At 63.1% G+C, this 22,814-nt stretch carries 22 protein-coding genes; 5 read left to right on the forward strand and 17 right to left on the reverse strand.

The window, feature by feature from the left end:
- Positions 1 to 25 precede the first annotated feature (25 nt).
- Positions 26 to 1,534, forward strand: coding sequence for a glucoamylase family protein (locus tag J7347_RS05210; protein ID WP_348521564.1), 1,509 nt, complete (start codon positions 26 to 28; stop codon positions 1,532 to 1,534).
- 27 nt (positions 1,535 to 1,561) lie between these two features.
- Here the strand turns inward: J7347_RS05210 and J7347_RS05215 are convergent, their stop codons facing one another.
- The 4 genes from J7347_RS05215 to J7347_RS05230 form a co-directional block, all read right to left on the reverse strand.
- Positions 1,562 to 2,443 carry an endonuclease/exonuclease/phosphatase family protein gene (locus J7347_RS05215; protein ID WP_209161083.1) on the reverse strand — a complete coding sequence of 294 codons (882 nt, stop codon included), beginning with the start codon at positions 2,441 to 2,443 and terminating at the stop codon, positions 1,562 to 1,564.
- A 4-nt stretch (positions 2,444 to 2,447) separates the two neighbouring features.
- Positions 2,448 to 3,212, reverse strand: a complete 765-nt coding sequence (locus J7347_RS05220) for a dienelactone hydrolase family protein (protein WP_209161084.1) — start codon at positions 3,210 to 3,212, stop codon at positions 2,448 to 2,450.
- 107 nt (positions 3,213 to 3,319) lie between these two features.
- Positions 3,320 to 4,294 (reverse strand): LacI family DNA-binding transcriptional regulator, encoded by a 975-nt coding sequence (locus tag J7347_RS05225; protein ID WP_233999366.1) that lies wholly within the window; start codon positions 4,292 to 4,294, stop codon positions 3,320 to 3,322.
- Between the two features lie 82 nt (positions 4,295 to 4,376).
- Entirely contained in the window at positions 4,377 to 5,603 is a 1,227-nt protein-coding gene (locus J7347_RS05230; RefSeq protein WP_245173791.1) for an MFS transporter, read from the reverse strand.
- Positions 5,604 to 5,690: 87 nt separating this feature from the next.
- Between J7347_RS05230 and J7347_RS05235 the strand changes: the two genes are divergently transcribed.
- Positions 5,691 to 6,737, forward strand: a complete 1,047-nt coding sequence (locus J7347_RS05235) for a LacI family DNA-binding transcriptional regulator (RefSeq protein WP_209161085.1) — start codon at positions 5,691 to 5,693, stop codon at positions 6,735 to 6,737.
- Between the two features lie 3 nt (positions 6,738 to 6,740).
- Here J7347_RS05235 and J7347_RS05240 read toward each other — a convergent pair whose 3' ends face one another.
- The 3 genes from J7347_RS05240 to otsB are packed head-to-tail and all read right to left on the reverse strand — an operon-like array spanning position 6,741 to position 10,689.
- The gene (locus J7347_RS05240; protein ID WP_209161269.1) at positions 6,741 to 8,120 is read right to left on the reverse strand and encodes a trehalose-6-phosphate synthase; all 1,380 of its coding nucleotides are present in this window, start codon (positions 8,118 to 8,120) and stop codon (positions 6,741 to 6,743) included.
- Positions 8,117 to 9,949 (reverse strand): glycoside hydrolase family 15 protein, encoded by a 1,833-nt coding sequence (locus J7347_RS05245; RefSeq protein WP_209161086.1) that lies wholly within the window; start codon positions 9,947 to 9,949, stop codon positions 8,117 to 8,119. The genes J7347_RS05240 and J7347_RS05245 overlap by 4 nt, the downstream gene beginning before the upstream one ends.
- Entirely contained in the window at positions 9,946 to 10,689 is a 744-nt protein-coding gene (otsB, locus tag J7347_RS05250) for a trehalose-phosphatase (RefSeq protein WP_209161087.1), read from the reverse strand. Before otsB ends, J7347_RS05245 begins: the two co-directional genes overlap by 4 nt.
- A 156-nt stretch (positions 10,690 to 10,845) precedes the next feature.
- On the opposite strand from otsB, the gene J7347_RS05255 reads away from it, so the two are divergent.
- Together J7347_RS05255 and J7347_RS05260 are read left to right on the forward strand one after the other, a co-directional pair.
- Positions 10,846 to 11,445 (forward strand): SDR family oxidoreductase, encoded by a 600-nt coding sequence (locus tag J7347_RS05255; RefSeq protein ID WP_209161088.1) that lies wholly within the window; start codon positions 10,846 to 10,848, stop codon positions 11,443 to 11,445.
- Between the two features lie 273 nt (positions 11,446 to 11,718).
- Positions 11,719 to 13,176 (forward strand): globin-coupled sensor protein, encoded by a 1,458-nt coding sequence (locus J7347_RS05260; protein WP_209161089.1) that lies wholly within the window; start codon positions 11,719 to 11,721, stop codon positions 13,174 to 13,176.
- Positions 13,177 to 13,359: 183 nt separating this feature from the next.
- On the opposite strand, the gene J7347_RS05265 is transcribed toward J7347_RS05260, so the two are convergent.
- From J7347_RS05265 to J7347_RS05275, 3 genes are all read right to left on the reverse strand, one after another.
- Complete coding sequence (locus J7347_RS05265; RefSeq protein ID WP_348521565.1) at positions 13,360 to 14,358, reverse strand: tyrosine-type recombinase/integrase; 999 nt, start codon at positions 14,356 to 14,358, stop codon at positions 13,360 to 13,362.
- A 174-nt stretch (positions 14,359 to 14,532) separates the two neighbouring features.
- A complete protein-coding gene (locus J7347_RS05270) occupies positions 14,533 to 15,078 on the reverse strand; it encodes a MerR family transcriptional regulator (RefSeq protein ID WP_209161091.1) in 546 nt (181 codons plus the stop codon).
- Positions 15,079 to 15,082: 4 nt separating this feature from the next.
- Positions 15,083 to 15,343, reverse strand: coding sequence for a hypothetical protein (locus tag J7347_RS05275; protein WP_209161092.1), 261 nt, complete (start codon positions 15,341 to 15,343; stop codon positions 15,083 to 15,085).
- Between the two features lie 282 nt (positions 15,344 to 15,625).
- On the opposite strand from J7347_RS05275, the gene J7347_RS05280 reads away from it, so the two are divergent.
- The gene (locus J7347_RS05280) at positions 15,626 to 16,024 is read left to right on the forward strand and encodes a hypothetical protein (RefSeq protein WP_209161093.1); all 399 of its coding nucleotides are present in this window, start codon (positions 15,626 to 15,628) and stop codon (positions 16,022 to 16,024) included.
- A gap of 19 nt (positions 16,025 to 16,043) precedes the next feature.
- Here J7347_RS05280 and J7347_RS05285 read toward each other — a convergent pair whose 3' ends face one another.
- From J7347_RS05285 to J7347_RS05315, 7 genes are all read right to left on the reverse strand, one after another.
- A complete protein-coding gene (locus J7347_RS05285) occupies positions 16,044 to 16,286 on the reverse strand; it encodes a hypothetical protein (protein WP_209161094.1) in 243 nt (80 codons plus the stop codon).
- Complete coding sequence (locus J7347_RS05290) at positions 16,283 to 19,384, reverse strand: hypothetical protein (protein WP_209161095.1); 3,102 nt, start codon at positions 19,382 to 19,384, stop codon at positions 16,283 to 16,285. Before J7347_RS05290 ends, J7347_RS05285 begins: the two co-directional genes overlap by 4 nt.
- 100 nt (positions 19,385 to 19,484) lie before the next feature.
- Positions 19,485 to 20,735, reverse strand: a complete 1,251-nt coding sequence (locus J7347_RS05295; RefSeq protein WP_209161096.1) for a phage major capsid protein — start codon at positions 20,733 to 20,735, stop codon at positions 19,485 to 19,487.
- 84 nt (positions 20,736 to 20,819) lie between these two features.
- Positions 20,820 to 21,239 carry a hypothetical protein gene (locus J7347_RS05300; protein ID WP_209161097.1) on the reverse strand — a complete coding sequence of 140 codons (420 nt, stop codon included), beginning with the start codon at positions 21,237 to 21,239 and terminating at the stop codon, positions 20,820 to 20,822.
- A complete protein-coding gene (locus J7347_RS05305; protein ID WP_209161098.1) occupies positions 21,232 to 21,483 on the reverse strand; it encodes a hypothetical protein in 252 nt (83 codons plus the stop codon). The genes J7347_RS05300 and J7347_RS05305 overlap by 8 nt, the downstream gene beginning before the upstream one ends.
- Positions 21,480 to 21,761 (reverse strand): hypothetical protein, encoded by a 282-nt coding sequence (locus J7347_RS05310; RefSeq protein WP_209161099.1) that lies wholly within the window; start codon positions 21,759 to 21,761, stop codon positions 21,480 to 21,482. The genes J7347_RS05305 and J7347_RS05310 overlap by 4 nt, the downstream gene beginning before the upstream one ends.
- A complete protein-coding gene (locus J7347_RS05315) occupies positions 21,761 to 22,012 on the reverse strand; it encodes a helix-turn-helix domain-containing protein (protein ID WP_209161100.1) in 252 nt (83 codons plus the stop codon). The genes J7347_RS05310 and J7347_RS05315 overlap by 1 nt, the downstream gene beginning before the upstream one ends.
- Positions 22,013 to 22,814 lie beyond the last annotated feature (802 nt).

The following is a 22,814-nucleotide window of genomic DNA, read 5'->3' on the forward strand; positions in this document are numbered from 1 at the left end:
GGCGGCGGCTTTTCCTTGTCTGCAGGTGACCGCCATCCTCTTCCGTACCGTACCGCTCGCCACATCAGCCGCCCTGTTGCTCGCCGGATGCGCCAGCGTCCCGAGCACCCTTCCACAGGCCGCATCGGAAGCGCCGCCCGCTTCGGCTCAAGCGGTCTTCTCGGAAGATCTGACCAGGCGTACTTTCGCCTATTTTTGGGAAACCACCGATACCGATCGCTGCCTCGCGCCCGATCGGTGGCCGTCCAATCCCTTTTCCTCGATCGCCGCGACCGGTTTCGCACTGACTGCATACGGGATCGGCGCGGAACGGGGCTATGTCAGCCGTGAGGACGCGGCGGAGCGCACGCGCGACTGCCTCGAATTCTACTGGAACGCGCCGCAAGGCCCCGCCGTATCGGGCGTGTCGGGCCATAAAGGCTTCTTCTACCACTTCCTGAAGAACGAGGACGGCACGCGGTTCGGTAATACCGAACTCTCGACCGTCGACACCGCGCTATTGCTCGGCGGAGTGCTCTTCGCCCAAAGCTATTTCGATTCCGACGATCGCACCGAGGCCGCGATCCGCGACCTTGCGGAGAAGATCTACGCCCGCGTGGACTGGACCTTCGCCCAGCGCGAAAACAGCGCGATTCCGTCCGCCAATGGCGGAAGCGGCAAGGCCATCGCGATGGGCTGGTATCCCGAAAGAGGCAATGGCGGCGATTTCGGTACGCATGACTGGGTCGGCTATAACGAGGGAATGCTGGTCTATATCCTCGCTGCGGGCTCGCCGACGCATGCGATCACCAAGGAAGCGTGGGACACGGGCTGGGCCGCCAATCTGGATAAGGACTGGGGGACCTATTACGGCTACGAGCACCTCCAATTCGAGCCCCTGTTCGGACACCAATACAGCCATGTCTGGGTCGATTTCCGCGACATTCGGGATGCCTATATGGCGTCCAAGGGGATCGACTATTTCGAGAACAGCCGCCGCGCGACTTTGAGCCAGCGCGCCTACGGCATCGACAATCCGAACGATTGGATCGGTTATTCGGGCGATCTGTGGGGCTGGACCGCGTCCGACGGGCCGACCGGCGCCGCCAATGGCCGCCTCGTCAACGGAGAACCGCGACAGTTCCAGGCCTATTCCGCACGCGGGGTCAGCGCCGAACGTGTCGTGGATGATGGCACGATCGTGCCCACGGCGGCAGGCGGATCGATAGCCTTCGCGCCGGAAGTCACGATCCCCGCCCTCATGGCGATGCGCGATGCCTATGGGGACAAGCTCTATACCCGCTACGGGTTCAAGGATGCGTTCAATCCCAGTTACACCTTCACCGATGCGGGCAGCCGCAGCGGCACCGTGGATGCGCAGAGCGGCTGGATCGCGCGCGATCATCTCGGCATCGATCAGGGGCCGATCCTGACGATGATGGAGAACCATCGCAGCGGCCTCGTCTGGCGCACCATGCGCAAGAACCCGCACATCCGTCGCGGCCTCGAACGGATGGGCTTCACGGGGGGATGGCTCGACCGCACGGATCCGTGAACGTCGAGCGCGCTGGCCGATCGCGCGCTAACGCACTCGCAATTTGAGGTCCACGACCACCGGATAATGATCGGACGGCAGGCGCCCGCCCCAATGCTGCGTGATCGTCGCATGGCGCAGGACCGCGAAGCGATCGGAGACGAGGATGTGGTCGATCGGTTCGGCGGCGTTTCGGGCGATATCGAACCCGGTAAAGGTTCCGGTTGGTCCGAAAGGGGGAGCCTGTGCGATCGTGCGCGTATCGGCGAGCCCGCTGCGTCTTCGATCGGCGAGGATCCGCATCGGTGCGCTCGACGGGGCGGCGTTGAAATCGCCCATGACGATGACGGCCTCGCCCGCCCCGCGATGCCGCTCGGCCCAGGCGGCAATCTGCGCCGCGCTCTCTTGCCGCGCTTCCTCGCCCACATGGTCGAAATGGGTGTTGAGCACGCGCACCAATTCCCCGGTGCCCCTATCCTGAAGGAGAGCCCAGGTCGCGATGCGCGGCAGGGCAGCGTCCCATCCCTTGCTCGGCACTGAGGGCGTGGGGGATAGCCAGAAAGTGCCGCTTTCCAAGGCCTTCCAGCGCGCACGCTTCCACGCCAGCGGCGAGAATTCCCCCTTGCTTGCCCCATCGTCTCGCGCGACGCCGGCAAAGGCATAGCCGGGAAGGTCCGCTTCCAGATCGCGTTTCTGGCCGAGCAGAACCTCCTGCATACCGAGCACGTCGGGCGCCAGATAGGATATCGTCTGGCTCACCAGATCCTTGCGATACGGCCAGGCATTCGCCCCGTCCGCTCCCGTGTCGAGCCGGATATTGAACGTCATCGCTCGAATGCTCGACGGCTCCGCGCTTTGGGTGGGGACATGGGCACAAGCGGGAAGCAGGGCGAGAAGGCCAAGGCCTGCGATCAGGGAGCGGAACCTCATGCGCTTAGTCCTCGATCCCGCGCCGATGGCTCAGCAGCCAGAGATACAGCGCCGGGTCGGCATAGGCCGGATCCCAGGCATTGTGGCCGAGATCGGGATAGATCGTCAGGCGGCTCTTGCGCCCCCCGCATGCCCGGATCGCCCGCGCCATGGCGAAGCTGCCTTCGGGCACCACCACATCGTCGCGATCGCCGTGCAGCGCCCAGACGGGCAAGTCCTTCAGCGCGCACGCGGTCGCGGGATCGCCCCGCCCCGCCACCGCTGCGATGGCGGCAAACCGCGTCGGCTCCTGCGCGGCCCAGCGCCAGGTGGCATGCCCACCCCGGCTGAGCCCGGTGAGATAGACCCGGTCCGGATCGACCGGCAGCGTAGCCATCGCATGGTCGAGGATCGCGTCGAGCTTGGCGATGTCCCAATCCTCTTCCTCCGGGAGCAATGGCGAAATCAGGATGAAGGGGAAGTCGGGATCGCGATCGGCGATCTTCGGCGGACCGTGCGCCTTGACCCGCGCGACATCGCTGCCCCGCTCTCCCGATCCGTGAAGGAACAGCAGGAGCGGGAATTTCGCGCCGTCTTTCTCAAGGCTCGCAATCGGCGCACCCTGGGGGACGAAGAGCTGATATTCGTAGCCGCCCGCCATGAGCGCGGGCTGCGCGTGCTGGCCCGCCTGCGAAGGAGGCGCCGCTTCGAGCGGCCCCATGGATGCGCAGCCCGACAACAGCAAAAGCGCGGCGAGCGGACGCAAGGAGCGAGTGACGGCGAATGACATGATGCGGTTCTCCCGATCCGAAGTCTTCGGCTCCGGAATCATCCGCAATGTATACGGTTACATCGTCCGTCGCCACACCTGCATATCTAACGAAAGCGAGACTTCGTTCAGCCCGTCGTCGATCCGCGCACGGCCAGGGTCGGGGGTATCACAAGCGAAGCCTCCCCGCTTGGCTCGCCGCCCGCCAGCATGCGAAGGAGCATCTGCGCCGCCGCGGAACCCAGCCGGGTGATGTCCGAATGCACGGTGGTAAGCTGCGGCGTGACGTAACGCGCCAGCGGAATATCGTCGAACCCCGCGACGAGAATTTCGCTGCCGATCGCAAATCCCGCTTCGCTCAGCTCGGCCATGCAATCCACCGCCATCATGTCGTTCCCTGCGAAAACGGCATCGAAGCGCGTGCCGCTGGCGATCAGATGTCGCGCGGCATCGCGCCCCGCATCCTCGCGGAAATCGCCGGGCAGGATCAGGGGATCGGCAATTCCGAGCCCGTCTTTCAGCGCATCGCGAAAGCCCCGCTCACGCTCGCTGGCATCGCGATTGTTGGTCGGCCCGGCGATGTGGACGATCCGCTTCGCGCCCCGATCGATCAGATGTTCGGTAACCATCCGCGCCCCGGCGTAATTGTCGACCGCCACGAATGGCGTTGAGCCATCGGCGGCCTGCGCGTTCAGCAAAACCGCCGGGATTCCTTGTGTCAAAGCCCGATCCAGCATCTCGGCGCTGGAATTGGGCGGCATCACCAGCAAGCCATCGACACGTCCGCGCATCGCCCGGATCGCTTGGCCCGTTTCCTCCACGCTGCCATGCATGTTGCCGAGCAGCAGGTTCTTGCCCGCCCCCTGGACCGCCTGATCGATCCCGCGCACGATTTCGGAGAAGAATTCACCGAACAGGTCGGGAAGGATCACGCCGATCGTGTCGGTCCGCTGCCGGGTCAGGCTGCGCGCGCCGCTGTGGGGAACGTAATTCAGCTCGGCCGCCGCCGCTTCAATCTTGGCGCGGGTCTTCGCCGTCACACTGCTCAATCCGTTCAGCGCACGCGAAGCCGTCGCCACCGAAACTCCGGCGGCCTTTGCCACTTGTCTGATCGTTATCGACCCACCCACCAGCTTGATCTATCGCCGAATGCCCGAACCGCCAAGTCTGAGAACAGCGAAATTCTCAGCTTTCGCGCATGGTCGCTAGCAACAGACATGCCAGTGCGGCCAAACCGGCAAGAAGGTCGAAAAAAGCGGAAAAACCGAACAGCGGTATCAGCAGCAGCACCAGCCACGGCATGATGAGAGACGGCACGGTATTGGTCAGGTTGAATATGCCGAGATCGCGCCCTCTTGTGCGGGTTCGCGGAAGCACGCGCAGGGTCTGGCTGGAATGGAGCGCGAGGAACACGCCCGCCATCAAGCCGAACAGAATATAACCGACCGTCCCCGTTTGTAGATCCTGCGAAAACGCCATGAATGCGAGGCCTAAAGATGCGCCGCCCGCCGCCAGGGTCAGCGGCAGACGCGGGCGTCGCGCCCGATCCGACCAGCGCCCCGCCAGCAGCGCCAGAGGAATGCAGACCACCGCGATCAGAGTGATGAGCCGGGCCGCGCGATTGTCGCTCACAGCCGGATCGAGCGAGCGCAGCCAGAGCAGCAGGAATGCGAACAGCGCTGCTTCGGCGATCTGGACCAGAAGGCGCGCCAGCCACATCCTTACGACCGGCTCGCTGCGGCGGGGAAAGGCGGGATCGTCGTTCCCGTTCGGGGTACCTCGCTCGCGGTCGATCGTTGCCTCGACGAGATGCGGCATCGGGCGCGGCCTGCCGAAGACCAGCACCGGCAAAACCATCGCCGCCACCACCAGAGCGTTCAGCACCAGCCGGGTCTCGGCATCGGCCAATCCCGGCAGGGTCAGCAGCATACCGACCAGCGCCCCTGCCGCAGGCGAGATCGCCATCAGGCCGCCCAGCGTCCCCTTCTGTCCATCCGGCACGCAATCGCCCGCCCAGGCCATCAGAGGGCCCAGCATCATGTTGAGCGCAATCTGCCATGCGGCAATCGCCACCAGGAACAGGCCCACGCTCTCGATGCGGAACAGACCCGTCAGCAGCAGGCCCGACAGGATCGTCCCGGCAAAAATCCACGGCTGGCGCGTCCGGGTGATATCGCTCAGCCAACCGAATGCGATGTTCGAAAGGCTCGCTGCGATCGCGCCGACGAAGGCGGCATAGGACAGGACCACGATCGCCTCATCGCCCCACACGACAGATGCGCGCAGCGGCAGGAACAGGGTCAGGAAAGGCGCGTAGGCGGCCGATCCGCCCGCCACGGCCAGAGCATACAGCAGCAGATAGCGGCGCGCCTGCATCGGCGGGGGAACGGTTTCTGCCTGGCGATCCTGCATGGTCGGCAGGTCTAGCCGCGATGCGAAGCCGCTCCAAGCGAATGCAGCGCGCTTGTCGCTTGCGATGTGGCGCGCTAGCCAGCGGACATGGCACGGCAGAGCGATCGGGAAAGTGGCGAGAGCGGGGAACGCAGGCGGGTAACCTCCTTCGACGTGGCGGAGCGTGCCGGCGTTAGCCAATCGACCGTCAGCCGCGCGCTGGCCGGCCTGGAAACCATTACCGAAGCCACCCGCCGCCGCGTGGAAGAGGCGGCGCGCGAACTTGGCTATTTCGTCGATTCCCGCGCGGCGCGCCTGCGCAGCGGAGAGACCCGCACTGTCGCAGTGGTCGTGATCGCGCGCGAGGGCGGCGATGCGCGGGCGGTGAATCCCTTCCATTACACCCTGCTTGGCAGCACCTGCGCCGCGGCGGCCGCCCGCGGCTATCAGGCGCTCGTCACTTTCCAGAGCGAGCCGGATAATCTGTTCGGGCGCTTCGTCGAGGAACGCCGCGCCGATGCCGTCATCGTGATCGGCACCACTGCCAACCGTCCGGCATGGGACCACTTCCGTGCCCTCGCCTCCGATCAGCCCAACATGGCGTTCTGGGGCGCCGGAGCGGAGGACGAGGAGTGGGTCCGGTCCGACAATCTGGAAGGCGCGCATCTGGCGGTGCAGCGCCTCGTCGCGGCAGGCCATCGCCGCATCGCCTTCGTCGGCGAGACGGAAGGCCATCAGCGCCAGTTCGAAGAGCGATACGAAGGCTATCGCCGCGCCATGGAGGCGCATGGCCTTACGCCCCTGCCCGCAGCCACCGGTGAAGGCCGCACGCGCGACGCGCAGGGCCGTTCGGCGATGGAAAATCTGTTGAGCGGCGACCGGCCCGATGGTCTGTTCTTCGCCTGCGATGCCATGGCGCTGGGCGCGCTCGATCATCTGGCGCAATGCGGAATCGACGTGCCGTCCGATCTCGGCGTGGTCGGGTTCGACGGGCTCGGCAGCGGCGCGCATTCGCATCCCCCGCTCACGACTGTGGAGCCCGAATTCGCGCTGGCGGGGGAAATGCTGGTATCGGTGGCGCTCGATGCCAGCCCGGTCGAGCGCCGCGTTCCCGTCAGGCTGGTCGAGCGGCGCAGCGTGCGCGCGCCGGTCTGATCCCTAACCGGTAAGGTCGCGGACGAAATCGGCGGTCCATTTCTGGACGTTATCGTCGCGCACGGTCCCCACCATCTTCTCGTAGCGTTCGCGCCTTTCGTCGATTTTCATGTCGAGCGCGCGCCCGATCGCGTGGGCGACGTCGTCGGGGCTGTGCGGATTGACCAGCACCGCATCCTCCAATTGATGCGCCGCCCCGGCGAAACGGGACAGGATCAGAACGCCCGGATCCTCAGGATCCTGCGCCGCGACATATTCCTTCGCGACCAGATTCATCCCGTCGCGCAGCGGCGTGACCAGCCCGATCTTGGCGGCGCGGAAGAACCCGTAGAGCTGCGGATGGGTGTAGCCGCGATTGACGTAACGGATCGGCACCACATCCACTTCGGAGCGCGCGCCGTTGATCTGGCCGGTCTTCTGTTCCAGCAGCGCGCGGATCTGCTGATAGCTTTCGACATCCTCGCGGCTGGGCGGTGCGACCTGGATATAGACGAGATCGCGCACGCGTTCGGGATGCTGGTCGAAGAACCGGCCGATGCCGTCGATACGTTCCGGCAGCCCCTTGGAATAATCGAGCCGATCGACACCGATCATCGCAATGCGGTGGCGCGTCGAGGACAGGAGCCGCTGTTCGGCCTGGCGCGATTCCCCGCTATCGCCCTGCGCATGGAAGTGATCCCAGTCGATCCCGATGGGATAGGCCTTCGCCGTGACGGTGCGCCCGTCGAGCGTGACCGAGCCGGTCGCCTCGTCCACCTCTGCGCCCAGTTCCTTGGTGCAGTAATGCAGGAAGCTGTCGAGCCATTCCTGCGTCTGAAAGCCGACCAGATCGTATTGCAGCATCGTGCGCACAAGGCGCTCGTGATACGGCAGGGAGACGAACAAGCGCGTCGGCGGCCAGGGAATATGGAGGAAGAACCCGATCCGGTTCGTAATCCCACGCGAACGCAATCGTTCGCCGAGCGGCATCAGATGATAGTCGTGGACCCAGACGAGATCGTCTTCCTCGATCAGCGGCGTGACCGCTTCGGCGAAGGCTTCGTTGACGCGCTCGTACCCCTTGCCGGTCTCGCGCTCGTATTCGGTCAGGTCCAGCCGGTAATGGAACAGCGGCCACAGGGTCGCATTGGCGTAGCCGTTGTAATATTCGTCGATATCGCGCTTCGAAAGGTCGACCGTCGCGGTCGTCACGCCATCATGGGTCTGGGTATTTATCCCGCCGCCGGCACCCTCTTCGCTTTCCTGCCCCGACCAGCCGAACCAGACGCCGCCATGCTTGCGCAGCGCGGAATTGAGCGCCCCTGCCAGCCCGCCCTGTGCCCCGGCAGCGCCGCGGGCCTTGGGCACTGCGACACGGTTCGAAATGACGACGAGTTTGGCTATCGGACTTCACTCCAGGGTTTGGACAACAGACCAGCGCAATTGATTACCCCTACCAGCGAGTAGGTCTGCGGGAAGTTCCCCCACAACTCATTGTTTTCGTAATCCAAATCCTCGCTCAACATGCCCGATCGGGTGGTGTGGCCCAGCATCGTCTCGAACAGGGCGCGCGCTTCTGCGTCCCTGCCCGCTATGTGAAGCGCCTCGATCAGCCAGAATGTGCAGACGTTGAAGGCGGTTTCCGGCGCGCCGAAATCGTCTTCGGCCGCATAGCGAAGCATGTGGTCCCCACGCCGCAATTCCCGCTCGATCGCGGCGAAGGTGGATGTGAAGCGAGGGTTATCGGGCGAGATGAAGCGCAGTTCGATCATCTGCAACAGGCTGGCGTCGAGATAATCGCTCTGGAAGCTCGCGCCGTAATGGCCGCCATGCTCGCTGTCTTTCCACGCTTCGGTTTCGATGCGCTCGCGGATCGCGTCGGCCCGCTGCCGCCAGAAATCGCACCGGTCCGCCTTGCCGAGATGATCGGCCACATTGGCCAACCGGTCGCAGGCCGCCCAGCACATGACGGCGGAATAGGTGTGGACTTCCTGCCGCGTGCGGAATTCCCACAGGCCCGCATCCGGCTGGTCGTGCATGGCCCAGGCCGTTTCGCCGACCTGTTCCAGTTTTTCGAAATCGTGATCGTCCGCCATGCGCAACAGGCGCCGGTCGAAGAAACCCTGCGCGGTCGGCATCACGATCTGTCCGTAACAATCGTGCTGTACCTGCGTGTATGCTGCGTTACCCCGCCGCACGGGCCCCATGCCGCGATAGCCTGCCAGATCGGTGGCGAAGGTCTCTTCCAGCTCGTGTTCGCCCATCACGGAATAGAGCGGCTGAATCTGCCCGCCTTGGGCAGAATCGACGATATTGCGCAGATAGCCGAGATATTTCTCCAGCACGTCGAGCGCGCCGAGCCGGTTCAAGGCCTGCACGGTGTAATAGGAATCGCGGATCCAGCAGAACCGGTAATCCCAGTTCCGCTCGCTGCCCGGCGCTTCCGGGATCGAGGTGGTCAGTGCGGCGACGATGGCGCCCGTTTCCTCGTGCTGGCACAGTTTCAGGCCGATGGCGCAGCGGATCACCTCGTCCTGCCATTCCAGCGGGATATGCAGGCCGCGCGTCCAGATCTTCCAGTAATCCCGCGTCAGCGATTCCATCCGCCGCAATTCTGACCGCAGATTGCCGACGAAGGGCTCGTCCGGGCCGAGGAAGAAATGCAGATCGCTTTCGACCCGGAAGTAACGGTTTTCCAGCACGTATCCAATCGGCGCATCGCTGCTGAGCCGCAGCGCCTGCGGGCCGATGAGATAGCGTACGTGATTGGTCCCGTTCGTGGTCGGCGCGATCTCCGCCCCGTAATTGCGCATCGGGTTCAGCACGACGCGAAGCCGCGGATTGCCGGCGACCGGGCGGACATTGCGAACCCAGGCATTGGGCCGGTACATCCGGCCCGAGCTTTCGAAGCGCGGGCAGAAATCGCGGATTTCGATCGCGCTGCCATCCGCTGCCGCGATCCGGGTGACGAGAATCGCGGTATTGCGCTCGTAACGCTGTTCGACCGAAGTCTGCCCTTCGAGCTCGAAGCGCCAGATCCCCGCATCGCGCCGATCTCCGTTGAGCAGCGCGCAGAAGATCGGATCGCCATCCACCCGCGGAACGCAGCCCCAGACGAGCGCACCCGTCCGGTCCACCAGACCGCTGACCTGGCAATTGCCGATAGGCCATAATTCCAGATCGGCCTGGTCGAAATCCTCGCCTGGATCGGAGATGCGCTGAGAAACCGTCATAGGCCCAACCATTCGATGGTTCGCGCCACGTTCGCAAGTGCGAAATCGGCCGTGCTGTTTTCGCGGTCGCCCACCAGCACGCCGCCGCCGCCCAAGTCGGAACAGGCCGAAAACCCGTCATCGTCGGTCACATCGTCGCCCACGAACCAGGGCTGTGCACCTGCGAAGACCGGGGTGGCGAGGAAAGCGCGCACCGCCCCGCCCTTGTCCGCCCCCGGCCGAACCAGCTCGACCACCGCGCGACCCGTTTTGACCGCAAGACCATGTTCGTCCGCCAGATCCTGCGCGAAGGCCAGCACCGCCGGGCCTTTTTCCGGCCCGGCGCGATAATGCAGCGCCCCGCCATGGCTCTTGGTTTCGTAAAGCAGGCCGTCGCGCTCCGCGATCCCTCGCATGGCATCCGTGACCACAGCGGGAAGGCCCTTCGGCTCTTCGCCCAGCCAGCGGCCTTCGGGATATTTGCGCGCCGCGCCATGCGAGCCCGCGCGCGCCACCGCAATCCCGGGCAGATGCTCCTCGATATCCGCGAGCGCGCGGCCCGAAACCAGCGCCAGACGCCCTTCCAGCCGATCGGCGAGAGCCTTCAGCCGTTCGCACAGGGTTGGGGGCACATGGATGCCATCGGGCGTGTCGGCCAGTTCCACCAGAGTTCCGTCGAAATCGAGGAAGAGCGCCAGTGGCGCATCGCCCGCTAGCCGGTCGAGAGGAGGCGGCGAAGGCAGCGCGTGGGAAGAGCTCATGCCGGTCGCCTTAGCTACCGGCGGCCCACACGATCAAGCGATGTTCGCAAAGCCCGGTCGCCCAACGGGTTCATGCAACGATCGGCGATGCCCTGCGTTGAAATCATGAGGCTCCAGACGAGCCGTTACCGTCCCTCACATAACAGGTTGCTTGACATGAAAATTCTCATCGCAGGTTCCACCGGCAAGACCGGCCTCCGCCTGACCCAACAGCTCAAGGAGGCCGGACATCAGCCCATCGCGATGCACCGCGCCTCTTCCGATATCTCCAAGCTTCCCGAAGGCGTTGCCACGCGCGAGGCCGATCTGACCCAGCTTACCGACGATGTCTGCGACGGCGCGGACGTGGTCGTATTCGCGGCCGGTTCCGGAGGAGATACGAGCGCCCAAATGACCGACAAGGTCGATCGCGACGGCGCGAAGAGGCTGATCGACATCGCCGCAAAGAACGACATCGACCATTTCGTAATGCTGAGCTCCGTCGGCGCGGAAAATCCCGATCCCGAATCCGACCTCGCCCATTATCTACAGGCGAAGCACGAGGCCGACGAACATCTCAAGGCGTCGGGCCTGTCCTACACCATCGTCCGACCGGTCACGCTGACCGACGAAGAAGGCTCACGCGATATCAGGCTGGGCGACGAGGTCGACCCGAAGGGTGAGGCTGCGCGTGGCGACGTCGCCGCGATCCTCGCCCGGGCGGCCACCGACGACACGCTCGAAGGCAAGATTTTCCTAATGGAAAGCCTCGGCTGAATCGCTCTGCCGATCCCTTGGCCGGATGGGAAAACCAATGGCGGAGGCGGAATTGTTTCGCCTCCGCTAGCGATCAAGCGCCCGCCTTCACTGCCGCCCAGCCGAAATCACGAAAACCTCCACGTCTATTTGCGTAATTTTGCGTGCCGGGCGAACGTATTCGAGCAGCCGATCCTCAGACTACTTGCAAAAAACGGCTCAAAAGCGCCCTCCTTGGCGCTATGTGCCTAGTGTAAAAGCTTTTTTCACCAACCCGTCGTAAAACTTCTGGTCATGGACACAGAAAACGCCACCGGTTCGACCGAACTCACCCTCGAAGATCGCCTGACAGCGTTCAATTTTACGAAGACGACTTTCAGCGCGTTTCCAAGAGTACGCAAGGCGATCAAGCAGCACGGCGCCTCGGCCCTTGCCGATCTCTACGATTTCATCCGCTCCAAGCCGATGCTTGCGAAGATGTTCCGGTCCGATGCGATGATGGGCGAAGCGCGCAAAAAACAGTTCAACCACTGGATGAATCTGTTCGCCGGCCCCGTGGGCGAGGACTATAATAAAGCAGCCCATCGTATCGGAACGGTTCACGCCGCGATCGGATTGGCGCCTACCTGGTATATCAGCAGCTATGCCCGGATGCTCGAAGCCACTCTTCCAGCGGTGATCGGCCGAAGCGTCACGGATCCGTTCGGAAACCGCAGCAAGGCGGCGAACGCGCTCATCAAGGCTTCCCTGCTGGACATGGATATTGCGCTGTCCGCCTATTTCGACGTCGAAGAAGCCAAGCGCCGCAAGGTCATCGACGGTGTCAGCAAGGCGCTCGACCATCTCGCCAGCGGCAATTTTTCACAGCGCATGGCTGACCTTCCGGAGGGCTACGAAGCCTTGAGTCGCGATTTCGAAGCGATGCGCATGCGGGTTTGCGAAACGCTGGCACAGGTGAAACACACGGCGACCGAAATCCAGGCCGAATCCACCGATATCAGCGTAGCGGCCGACGATCTGTCCCAGCGCACGGCACAACAGGCCGCCAATCTCGAACAATCGGCGGCCGCGATGGCGGAGATTACGCAAGCGGTGCAGGATAGCGCCGTCGATACGAGCAAGGCGGACGAAGCGGTGTCGCTCGCCCGCGACGAGGCGGTGAGCGGCGGCGCGGTGGTATCCGAAGCTGTCACCGCGATGGACGCGATCGAACGGTCTTCCGCCGAAATTACCGAGATCATCACGATGATCGATGGGATCGCCTTCCAGACCAACATCCTCGCGCTCAATGCAGGCGTGGAGGCGGCCAGAGCGGGCGATGCAGGACGCGGCTTCGGAATAGTCGCCGCCGAAGTCCGTAGCCTTGCGCAACGCACTGCCGAAGCTGCGAACGAGGTCAAGAAGAGAGTCAACGCTTCGTCCGAACAGATCGGCGTCGGTGTCGAATTGGTAAAGAGTTCGGGCGACTCCCTAGAACGCATCATATCCAGCGTGGCCGAAGCAAGCAGCGCGATCCGCACCATCGCGGAATCCGCACAGCAACAGGCTCGCGCGCTGCAACAGGTCAATATCGGTTTGTCGGAAATGGATCAGGTGACGCAGCAGAATGCCGCCATGGTCGAACAGACCACAGCCGGCGCACGCAGCCTGGCCGAAGAGGCGACCGATCTGGCAGACATGATGGCCGGCTTCCAGTTCGAAATCGGAGGGTCGCAGGACATTCGGCCGATCGAGCAGCTCCGCGCAGCCTGAACGATGCAGGCGGGACGTCCAAACGGCTTGATCAAAGATTGGTAGCGGAGGAGGGACTCGAACCCCCGACACGCGGATTATGATTCCTAGGGTTACCCAATGATTTCAATGGGGCGCGTGTAAACTGCGCCCTTTTGGACCCTTGGAATTCCGCCACTTTCCGACACGGTGTAAACCGTTTCATCATGCTGTCAGCCTGTCTGCCAGTTGGATCACAACCCGCTCTTCGTCCACGTATCGAGCGCGAACGGCCGCGATCTCTTTGGCGGTCCAGCCCAGCACCATCGCCGCCTCGCTATCGGTCGCGCCGGACAGGATCAGGCGCGTAGCGAACGTGCCTCGCAGGTCGTGGATGGTGCGATCGAACCCGGCAGGCTTCGCCTTTTGGAACACGCTCCCGAGGCCGCTTTCCGTCCACGGCTCGCCGCGACTGTTGCGCAGGATGGCGCCACTGTCGCGTCCGATCCGGTCCAGCAGCTTGCGCGTTTCGGGCAAGAGCGGAATCACCGCTCGCCCACCTCGCTTGCGCGTCCGCTCGATCACGATCGCGCGCGGTCCGACATTCTCCCACGCCACCCGCACCAGGTCCGCCAGGCGCAGGCCGGTGAAGCCCGCCAGCATCAACGCTTCGCGCAGGTGGCGAGGCTTGTTGGCGAAAGCGCGGATATGCTTGCGCTCCCATACCTCTTTCGAACGATTCACCCGGTGCAGCGTCTTGATCCCCGCCGCGACATTCACCGCGAGGATGCCGCGATCGACACCCCAGCCCAGCAAGGTCGCCATCATGACGGCCGCCTTGTCGGCAGTGCGTGGCTGGTTGATCCAGGTATCTCGCCAGAGGATCACGTGCTCACGCATTCGGCTATCCGCGAACGCCGCCAGCGGTGCGGTTCCGAAGCGCGCCGCTATGCGATCCAGCCACAGGCGGTAATCGCGCTTCGTCGCATCGGCGAGGCGGATATATTCAGGGCTCGCGCGATAGGCTGCAATCAGGCTGTCGAGGTCGCGCGCGCCTCCCGCGCTGCCCTTGATCCGCTCGGCGGCGGCCTTGTCGAGCAGCTCCGGCCCGATAGTCGGGCGAAGCCCGTCCGCAACGTGAATGCAGGGCCCACCACGCCACGCATACACGTAAAAGCGATCGAGCCCTGCCCGCCGCTTTCTAACGACGTGCAATCCGGTCACCACCTTGGTCCGTTGCTTGCCACTGGTCAAAAGCATTCCCCACGGATTGCTGCGGCGGAGAGACGGTCACACCGTCCGCACGAATATCGATAGCGCCGATCGGCACGCCCAATCGCCTTAGCAGCTGGATATGCTGCTCCACCTCGGAAGGCGGCACGAGACGGCGCTTCGCGCTCAATCGTCAAGCTCCGACGGATGCACCATGTTGAACAGGCGTGCGTAGCATCCGTTTGCGATCGCACCGACTGGCACCACCAGATCCACACCCAGTTCGACCGGAACATCGCCCGGCTTAATAACCTTGAGTTCGCCGTCAGGCATCCGCATCAAACTGAATTGCCAGCGGAACAACGCGCGCAGCGAATCCACCCTCCCCTCAATTACCTCACGCGCTTCGGCGAGAGCCTGCGGCGCGTAGGCCGCAACGGATAGCTGCGCGATCTCCGGTGCGATATCCATCGACATCTCCAAGCTCCGAAGAAAGAAGGTGATGTCGAGGCGCAGCAAGTCGGCGATACTGAACCGCCGCTTCCGTCCGGGAAGGTCTAGCGCTGGCACAAGATGGCCGTACCTGACCCAATTCTCGATCGTGTTCCGATCAGCGAGCGAAGCCGAAATGAGCTGCGGCATCGTCAAAACCGGATCATCGATCGTTTCGAATTCCACAACTATCTCCGCACCGTTACCGAAACATATCTCGGTAACGATGCGGAATGTCAAGCGATCACTTTTTTATAGAGGTTCGCACCATCGGGCAGGTCGCGCAGACAGTGGGGAACGCGGCGGCGATCTCGGCCTCCAACGTGTCGCGGTCTTCCGTTCGTATGGGCGTTCCAGCCTCCATCCACTCTATCGCAGATTTCAACGCACCTCGCGCGCGCTTGGCGAGGTCGGAGCCGTAGAGTTGGGGGACTGCGAGCATCGCGGCGAGAAAGGCCTCCTCGTCAATCGAGAAGGCTTCGCGCTCTATTTTCGTTTGCATCATTTCGGTTTCCTAAGCTTGGCTTCTCACAGCCTGACCGCTTCGGGCGATCGCCGGGGGTGAGAACCTGCTTAGGACAGGTCGACGGCTTTTAAGCTTTCGCTCTGGACATGGCGCGCCGCTCCCGGCTAGAACCCTAGCCGAGCCGAGCGCGCCAACGCTCCGCTTCCACATTCGACGATCACCGCGCCAACGGGATCGCCGCCTAAGTCCGGGTTCTCACACCCACCGGACATCTTGCCCTACATCAGATTCGAGTGCAAGCTTCCCCGAAAGGGGATTGAATTGCAGGACGATAAACGAACACCGATAATCCAAGGGATAGCGGTGACAGGGGCCATCACCGCCTATTTTGCAGCGCCAGTTCTCGACTGGTTGAACCCTGGGTTTCTCGCTCTTCTTGGTGGGGCCCTCGGCTTCTCAGCAGGAACTATTTGGCTAGAATTGAGTACCCCTTCGCATTCAAAATGGTGGCTTCGTTTTTTCGCGCTCACATTCTTCCTGAGTCTGATAGGAATTGTCGTGCTTACGACGATCGGCCAATTGCGATACAGTAGAGTATCCGAACAATGTGAAGAATTAGAGAGAAAAATGCTCCTTGCGGATGACAACTCGTCCCGAATTGCAGAAGTTTATCAAGCATTAAACTGCAAGCCATTTGCGCCAAATTTAGATCAAAAATGAGCGGTGTCTCTCTGCGCGTCTATGACTTGCCCCCGTCGATCACCGTGAAATTGCGGTCCGAATGGAAAGGTCGATTGGCGATGTTCGCGATTATGCTGTTCAGCCCCGTCCGCAGGACCGGATCGTCGGTGCCGCAGCGCTTGAGCAAGTTTTCGACATCGCCTTCCTCGATCGCACCTCTGCGAAGCAGAGCTTCGTGAAGCGCAGCGAACGCGATCGAGACGGCTGACAGTTGGCTTTCGAAATCAGTCGCTTTCGTCATCCCGTGATTCCTCCAGGTGTCATCCCCCGCTTGCTTGACCGATACATATTGGCGAGCGCCGAGGAGGATGCAGCGTTCACAAGGTGTGGCGCCGAAGCGGCAATAACGCGCCCAGCTTGGTCGCGAACCATGGCGGCAAACCCGTCGCTATGTGCGACCACCTCGACTTGCAGCTTCCCGCCCGGTGCGCCCCCTGCCGGTGTGACGCTCAGCTGCTCACCTCGGCTGACCATCGCCAATGGAGCCCCGTTGAGTTCGAGCAGATTGCGATCGACGCCGGGATAGCCCTTGATAATCCCGCCGCCCCCATTGTTCCAGCGCGGCAAAGCGGTAGCTCTCGCGCCTGCGATCGGCGTCCAGCCAGGCATTCCGACCCCTGCCGCCCCCGGAGCGCTTGCCGACTTTCCGGTGACGGCGGAAAGAAACGAAGCGAAACCGCCAAGCAGTCCCCCCCTGCCGGATGATTCCGACGCGCCCGCGCCGGGGAACAACGCATCTGCAAGCGGGCCGATTATTGCCCGCTGCACTGCGATGCGAAGCAGATCGGCGACGATCTGGTCGGCAATGTTGCTGAACACGTCGCCTAGGGATTTCACGCCTGTCATCGCATCTACCAACCCATCATTGAGCGCATCCAGTCCGTCGAGCTTTATACGGTCCATCGCTTCATTGATTTGCGCCGGCGATCGATCCAACTCGCGCAGATAGCGCTGCACCGGCGTCTCGGTTCGGCGCCGCGTCACCTCGCGCCGCTGGTCGGCCGTGGCCTCAAGCGATTGCAAAGCTATACGAGCCTGTTCACGCTCGGCATCCGCAAGCGCCTCATTCGCAGCGACCGCATTGAGTTTGGCACGAAGGAAAGCGTCCTCGGCATCGAGAATGCGCAGTGCAATTTCCTGCCGTTCGGCGTCGGTTTCAGCGAGATCGTACTCCAGCTGGAGCGACTCGCTCGAAGCGCGGAAGCGGGCCTCGGCAAGCTCAGCCTGTTCACGCGCGATCTGCACCGCGCGATCCTGCTCCACCTGCATCGCGTAAAGCGACTTCATCCCATCGCGCACGATGATCGTCCCGTCCGCCAACAATTCGCCGGTGGCGCCGTAGAGACGTTCGATCGAAGCCAGCGCCGCATCGCGCTGTTCTTCGATGATCGCGAGACGCGCCGCACGCTCGGTTGCGCTAAGGTCCTTGTCCTGCGCCACCATTCGGGCGGCCTGTTCGGCCTCGGCTTTGATCTGCGCGTTGCGATCGTCGCGCTCCAGCTCGAGCAGATCGCGCTCCAGGTCGGCCCGTTCGGTCACGGTTTTGGAGAGCTGAATCCGGGCACGCAGTTCTTCCTGATCCTGCCGCGCCTGGTCCGCGCGCGCCTGCTCCGCCATGCGCAGGCGTTCGGATTCAAGTTCGGAGGCGCTGGGGCCTGTCGGACCCTTGGGTGCGGAGGGCGTCTTTATTGGTTTGATATCGGCGGCTTGTGCGTAGTCTTTCGTGCCGCCGCTGGGCGTGTCCGTATCAATGTTGTTCTCGTTCGCCAGAGCTAACAACCGCATCCTTGCCGCTACTTTCTCTTTACGAGCGTCAAGTTCCGCGATCTCGGCCTCTTGGTGCGCCGATGGGCGGTAATTCTTGGCCTTCTTAACCCGATAACCCAGGTATCCACCGGTCTCGACCTGAACATAGCCTCCGCCAAGATCGACGCCCTTCTTCCGCTCTTTGGCGCGGTCGATCCACTCCAGTTCTTTCTTCAGCTCCTTGATTTCAGCTACGCGGGCGAGCGTCTGAATAAGCCGCTTTCCGGCCGCATTGGCGTTGTCCATGGACGAGGCGAGCGAATTGACCCCTCCCGCAGCCCCGGCGCTCTTATTTCCGAAATCATCGACTTGGACGCCCGCCGCGCGCAGCTTCGCCGCCAACTCAGCATTGCTTTCCGTCAGTTCGTCGGTTCGCTCGCTGGAGGTCTGCGCGTTATTGGCGAGCAGCGCGACACCAGTAATCAACAGACCGAGCGGGCCAAGCATAACGCGCATAGCTGCGCCAGCTGCGATGGCAACGCCGCGAAATATCGTCGCTGCGCCGATCAGCTTGCCGAACCCGATCACCAGCGCCCCGATCGGGTTCACGATTGCGGTCAGTATGGCGAGCAAGGGAGGAATCACCCCGCGCATGGTCATGAACCTGACCAGGAGAAGCGGAAGCACCAGAGTGGCGAGACCGGATAGCGCGACTACCACCGGCCCGATCGCAGCGAGAAACACGCCAAAGCCGACTGCGACTTGCTTCACCCAAGGCGGCAAGCCGCGAAAAACTTCAACGACACCCTCTACCACCCCCGCCAGCTTTTGCGCGTAGGGCACAAGGATCTCGCCAATCTCCAGCGCCAGCTCGTGGAAGTCGCCTTTGATCTTTCGCACCCGGTTCGCCAAGCTGTCCGAGGTCCGCTCGACATCACCTTGTGCGTCTCTCAAGCCCTCCGCGATCAGCGCCGATCGCGCCATGATCTTGCCGTACTCGTTCAATTCCTGACCCGTGCGAACGAGGCCGAGTTCCAACCCCTTGGCCGCTACGTCCGCCTCGGTCAGGAATACGCCGAATTCGCGCAGCGGCTCGCTCTCACCGGTCAGGCCGGATCGGATTTTGCCCATCGCGGTGTCGAAATCCGTGTTGTAGAAGCTGGCGGCATCTTGGGCGAGGACTGTGAACCGCTGCGACAACCGCGCTGCCGCCGCTTCGTTCTCCGCCGCGCCCTTGAACAATTGCCCGAAGGCGAGCGCACCCTGCTGCATTTCGCTGGTCGCGCGCCCCATCGCATCGCCGGTGTTCTCCGCCCAGGCGTTCATGCTGCCCTGCATTCCGCCGAACGTATGGTCGAACGCCGATTGCAGCTCCGCTGCATCCGCCGCCACTTTGGTGAAAAGCACACCAAGGCCGGTGATCGGCAACGTCATGCCGACGGTCATCTTTTTGCCTGCCGCCGTCACGGCGTCGGCAACCCGGTTCGCTGCTCCGATGATGCTGGTGAAACCAGCCTGCACCGATCGGGTCCCACGCTCGAAATCGTCTAGGTCCCAATCGAGCGTCGCGCTCAAGTTAGCGATTGATCCCACCGTATTCTCCTATGCGAAAAGCAAAAGCGGGCGCGATGCCAGGACTAAAGCACCGCGCCCGCTGCACTGCCCGCCGCGACAGGCAAGCCCCTGCGATCGATTACGCCGCCGCCGCGATCTTCATGAGGATGATGGCGTTGGGATCGAGGACGCCGCCGCCCACGCGCTTCGTCGTGTAGAACAGCACGAATGGCTTGTTTGTGAAGGGATCGCGCAGCACGCGGGTGCCGATCCGATCGTTGATGAGATACCCGGCGTTGAAGTCGCCAAAAGCGATCGGCAGATTGCCCGCGGCAATATTCGGCATCGATTCATCGATCGTTACCGGGCGACCGAGCAGCGTGGCGGGCTCGTTTTCGATCAGGCCTTCGCGCCAGACGAAATTGCCATCGCCGTCCTTCATCTTGGCGATGGCGGCGGCGGTCTGCGAATTCATCAGCCAGCGAGCGTTCTGCCGGTAGGGTGCGGCCAAGCCGTATTTGAAGGTAATGAGCGCATCGGCATTCGGAATGTCTTCCGCCGCACCACTGTCGATCGTGGCCAGATCGCCTCCGGGATGGATCCCCGCCGACAGTCCACCTTCGACATAGGTCAGCAAACCGCGCGGCTTGTTCACGCCGTTGCCCGAAATGAAGGCGACACCCTCCTGCCGCGCGAATTCGGTCTCGATCGAGCTGGCCAGCCAGTTCTCGACATTGATCGAAGCATCATCCAGCAGCCGCTGCGTGGCGGCGGGCATCGCGTAAATCTCGCCGCTCTCGAACGTCAGCTGCGATAGCTTCGCGCCTGTCGTTTCCGGTCGAGCTGCCGTCTCGCCAACCCAGCCCGATCCCCAGCTATCATCGTTCCACAACGTGGTGAACGCGCCAGTCGAGGTTTCCTGCACCTGGGCGATCGAGCGCATGGGCGAAATGTCGCGCAGCTTGGCGCGAATGTTGCGGTCCCACTCGACCGGCGCGATGTATCCGCCGTCCGAATTGGAACCCACCGACATGGCCGCTTGGATCGTCTGCCGGTCACCGGTCGCATTCGCTTCGCGCAGCGCAGATTCAACATCGCTTGCGCCGCTGCGAAAATAGCTGGCGAATGTTCGGCTGTATTCGGGATCGGTCGGCGGACCTCCCACCGAATTGCTGCCCAGCGCTTCAGTTGCGCTGCGAAGTCCGAGCGCGTCGACCGCTGCCCCAATCTCATCCAGGCGCGAATTGTGGGTTGCTTTGAATTCATCGAACCGGTCCGCCAGACTACGAACGAAGATCTCGGCTTCGGATCGGTTCTGCGCATCGGGCGCTGCCGCCATGACGGCCCCCATGCTGAACCCGTGGGAAATTGCGCGCGGGATAGTGTTCATTTTTCAAGCCCTCAAACGTGAAACTGAGCGCCTGTCTGACCTGTGCCGATTGGCAGGAATACGGTTTCTACCAATTTTCAAAAATTATTTCTGGGGCCTTCGGAAGCGCTCAGTCAGCCGCGCCGCGACGGCTTCGACAACCTCGCGATCGGCATTTTCCCGATCGGCAGGCGCAAGCCATTGGCACCCGTTCGCCTCGAACCTGCGCACCGCTTCTGCGCGCACCATGCCCGCTGCGTCGAGGTCGGGACACGCCGCGAGGTTCGCCAGGCACGGCGTCGCAATCGACACCTCGACCCGCCGCAAGGCTGGAACAGGGTCGTTGCCCAGGTCTCTCAGGTCAGCCAGCGCCAGAACCGCCACGCGCCGCGCTACGGCCCTTGCCTTCGCCAGCTTGGATCCCTTCACACCGATTTCTCCGGCGGCAGCCGCTACCAGTTCGCCCTCGATCGCGGAACGCGCAGGCCGTGCCATCGCATAGACGCGGAGCAGCCCCCTACCCACGGCGCGGCACGCCTTCCATGATACCGCGCTCCAGCGTGTCGCAACCGGTGCGTAGCCATTCGACCGCCCCGGCTTCCGGCCCCGCGTGCTGCTCGGCAATGTCGAAAGCCGCATACAGCGCCGCAATGGCAAGCTCTTCTGCCGTCGCTCCGCCTCGCTCGGCACATTTGGCCAACGCGCTGCGCAGCACTCGTCTGGTCGCCTCGATCCTCGCTAGGCTCGCATCGTCATCCGGCCCGGTCATGGGTTCGCCACCATGATGATCGGAAAGCCCTTCAACGCCCGCGTCAGCCGCTTCCGATCCCCACGAGAAAGGCCGGTCGCCAGCAACGCGTCGTCCAGCTCGCGTGCGTTCATGGGGCGGGTCACTTCGTCCAGCACCTCGGCCAGCTCGCGCCGCTCGCGAGCAGGCAGCGCCTCCAGCGCCGACCGCACCCGCCCCTCGCGCCCCAGCGCCCCGCGCATCGGCGCGGCGCTCGGCGGCAGAATATCCCGCGCTTGCGATTTCCAGGTCGGCTCCATCACGATTCTCCTTTGGCTTGATCGCGCTGTTCCCGCCGCCGCCCACTCTGCGACGACGACTCCAGCTCGAGCGGATAGTTGAGCAGCAGCGTCGGATGGCTGATCCCGATCGCTGCCGCGATTTCGAGGTGCGTCCGACCCGCCGCGTGGAGCAGAGCGACCGTCGCCCGGTCCCGATCCGTGGGCACGTAGCGTGGACGACCGGGTCCGCGCGAGGCGGTGACCGGCTCCCCAAAGAGGTCGGTCGCCACGGACGACAATTTATTCCCGCTCGAGAACGGCTCGGCTCGATCACCTCCGCACGGTTCACTGGCAGGCCCATGGCGCTCGCTCGATGCACTCGCGACGAGGTTGGTCTTTTCAGAACCCGTCACAGCGCGCGCGCTCGTCGGCAGTCGTCTGGCTTCTGGCGAGCGCGAGTATCCCGCCCGAGGTCTGAAATTCCTCTTTCCGAGAAAAAAGTCTCCCGATGAGAGATGCGGTGGTTCAAGAGCCCGCCGCTTTTGGAACTTTCGACCACCCCCCACCCGGTGCGCGCCCCGGACCGGTTCGCTGCGCTGGCGAGGGATGCGCCGATCAATTGCAATCCGGTCCCGAGAGCGTGGCGATTGTTGGGCTTGGACTGCGAGCGAGGCGCTACCGATCGAGCATCTTGCTCCATATCGCCGCCTGACAATCCACTTGCCGCGTTTGCCTCCATTTCGAAACGAGCAATAAGCCGAGCGCTATCAGTTACTTGCTCTCCATCTTCCCCATTTGAAATAGAGAAATGGAGGAATGGAATAGAGATATACACCACTCTCGCGCGCCCGCGCCCGCACATACGAGGCGGTGCGGATCGCCGCTCCATTCCTCCAGACGCGCAGAGTTCTGCCGAAAACCCGACGTTAATTCGCTCCAAATCTCGCTCCATTGGAGCAAACCAGCGCCATCTGGACCTGATTTGCGCGTGCGCTGGCCCGTAAAAGCGACAACATCGCCGCCTTTCCCCATTGTCGAACCTCCGCACGGTGCGCTGTCCAGCTGGAGCGAAATCGTCATAACCCGACGCGG

The organism is Erythrobacter sp. A6_0 (assembly GCF_017744235.1).
Classification (GTDB): Bacteria; Pseudomonadota; Alphaproteobacteria; order Sphingomonadales; family Sphingomonadaceae; genus Qipengyuania.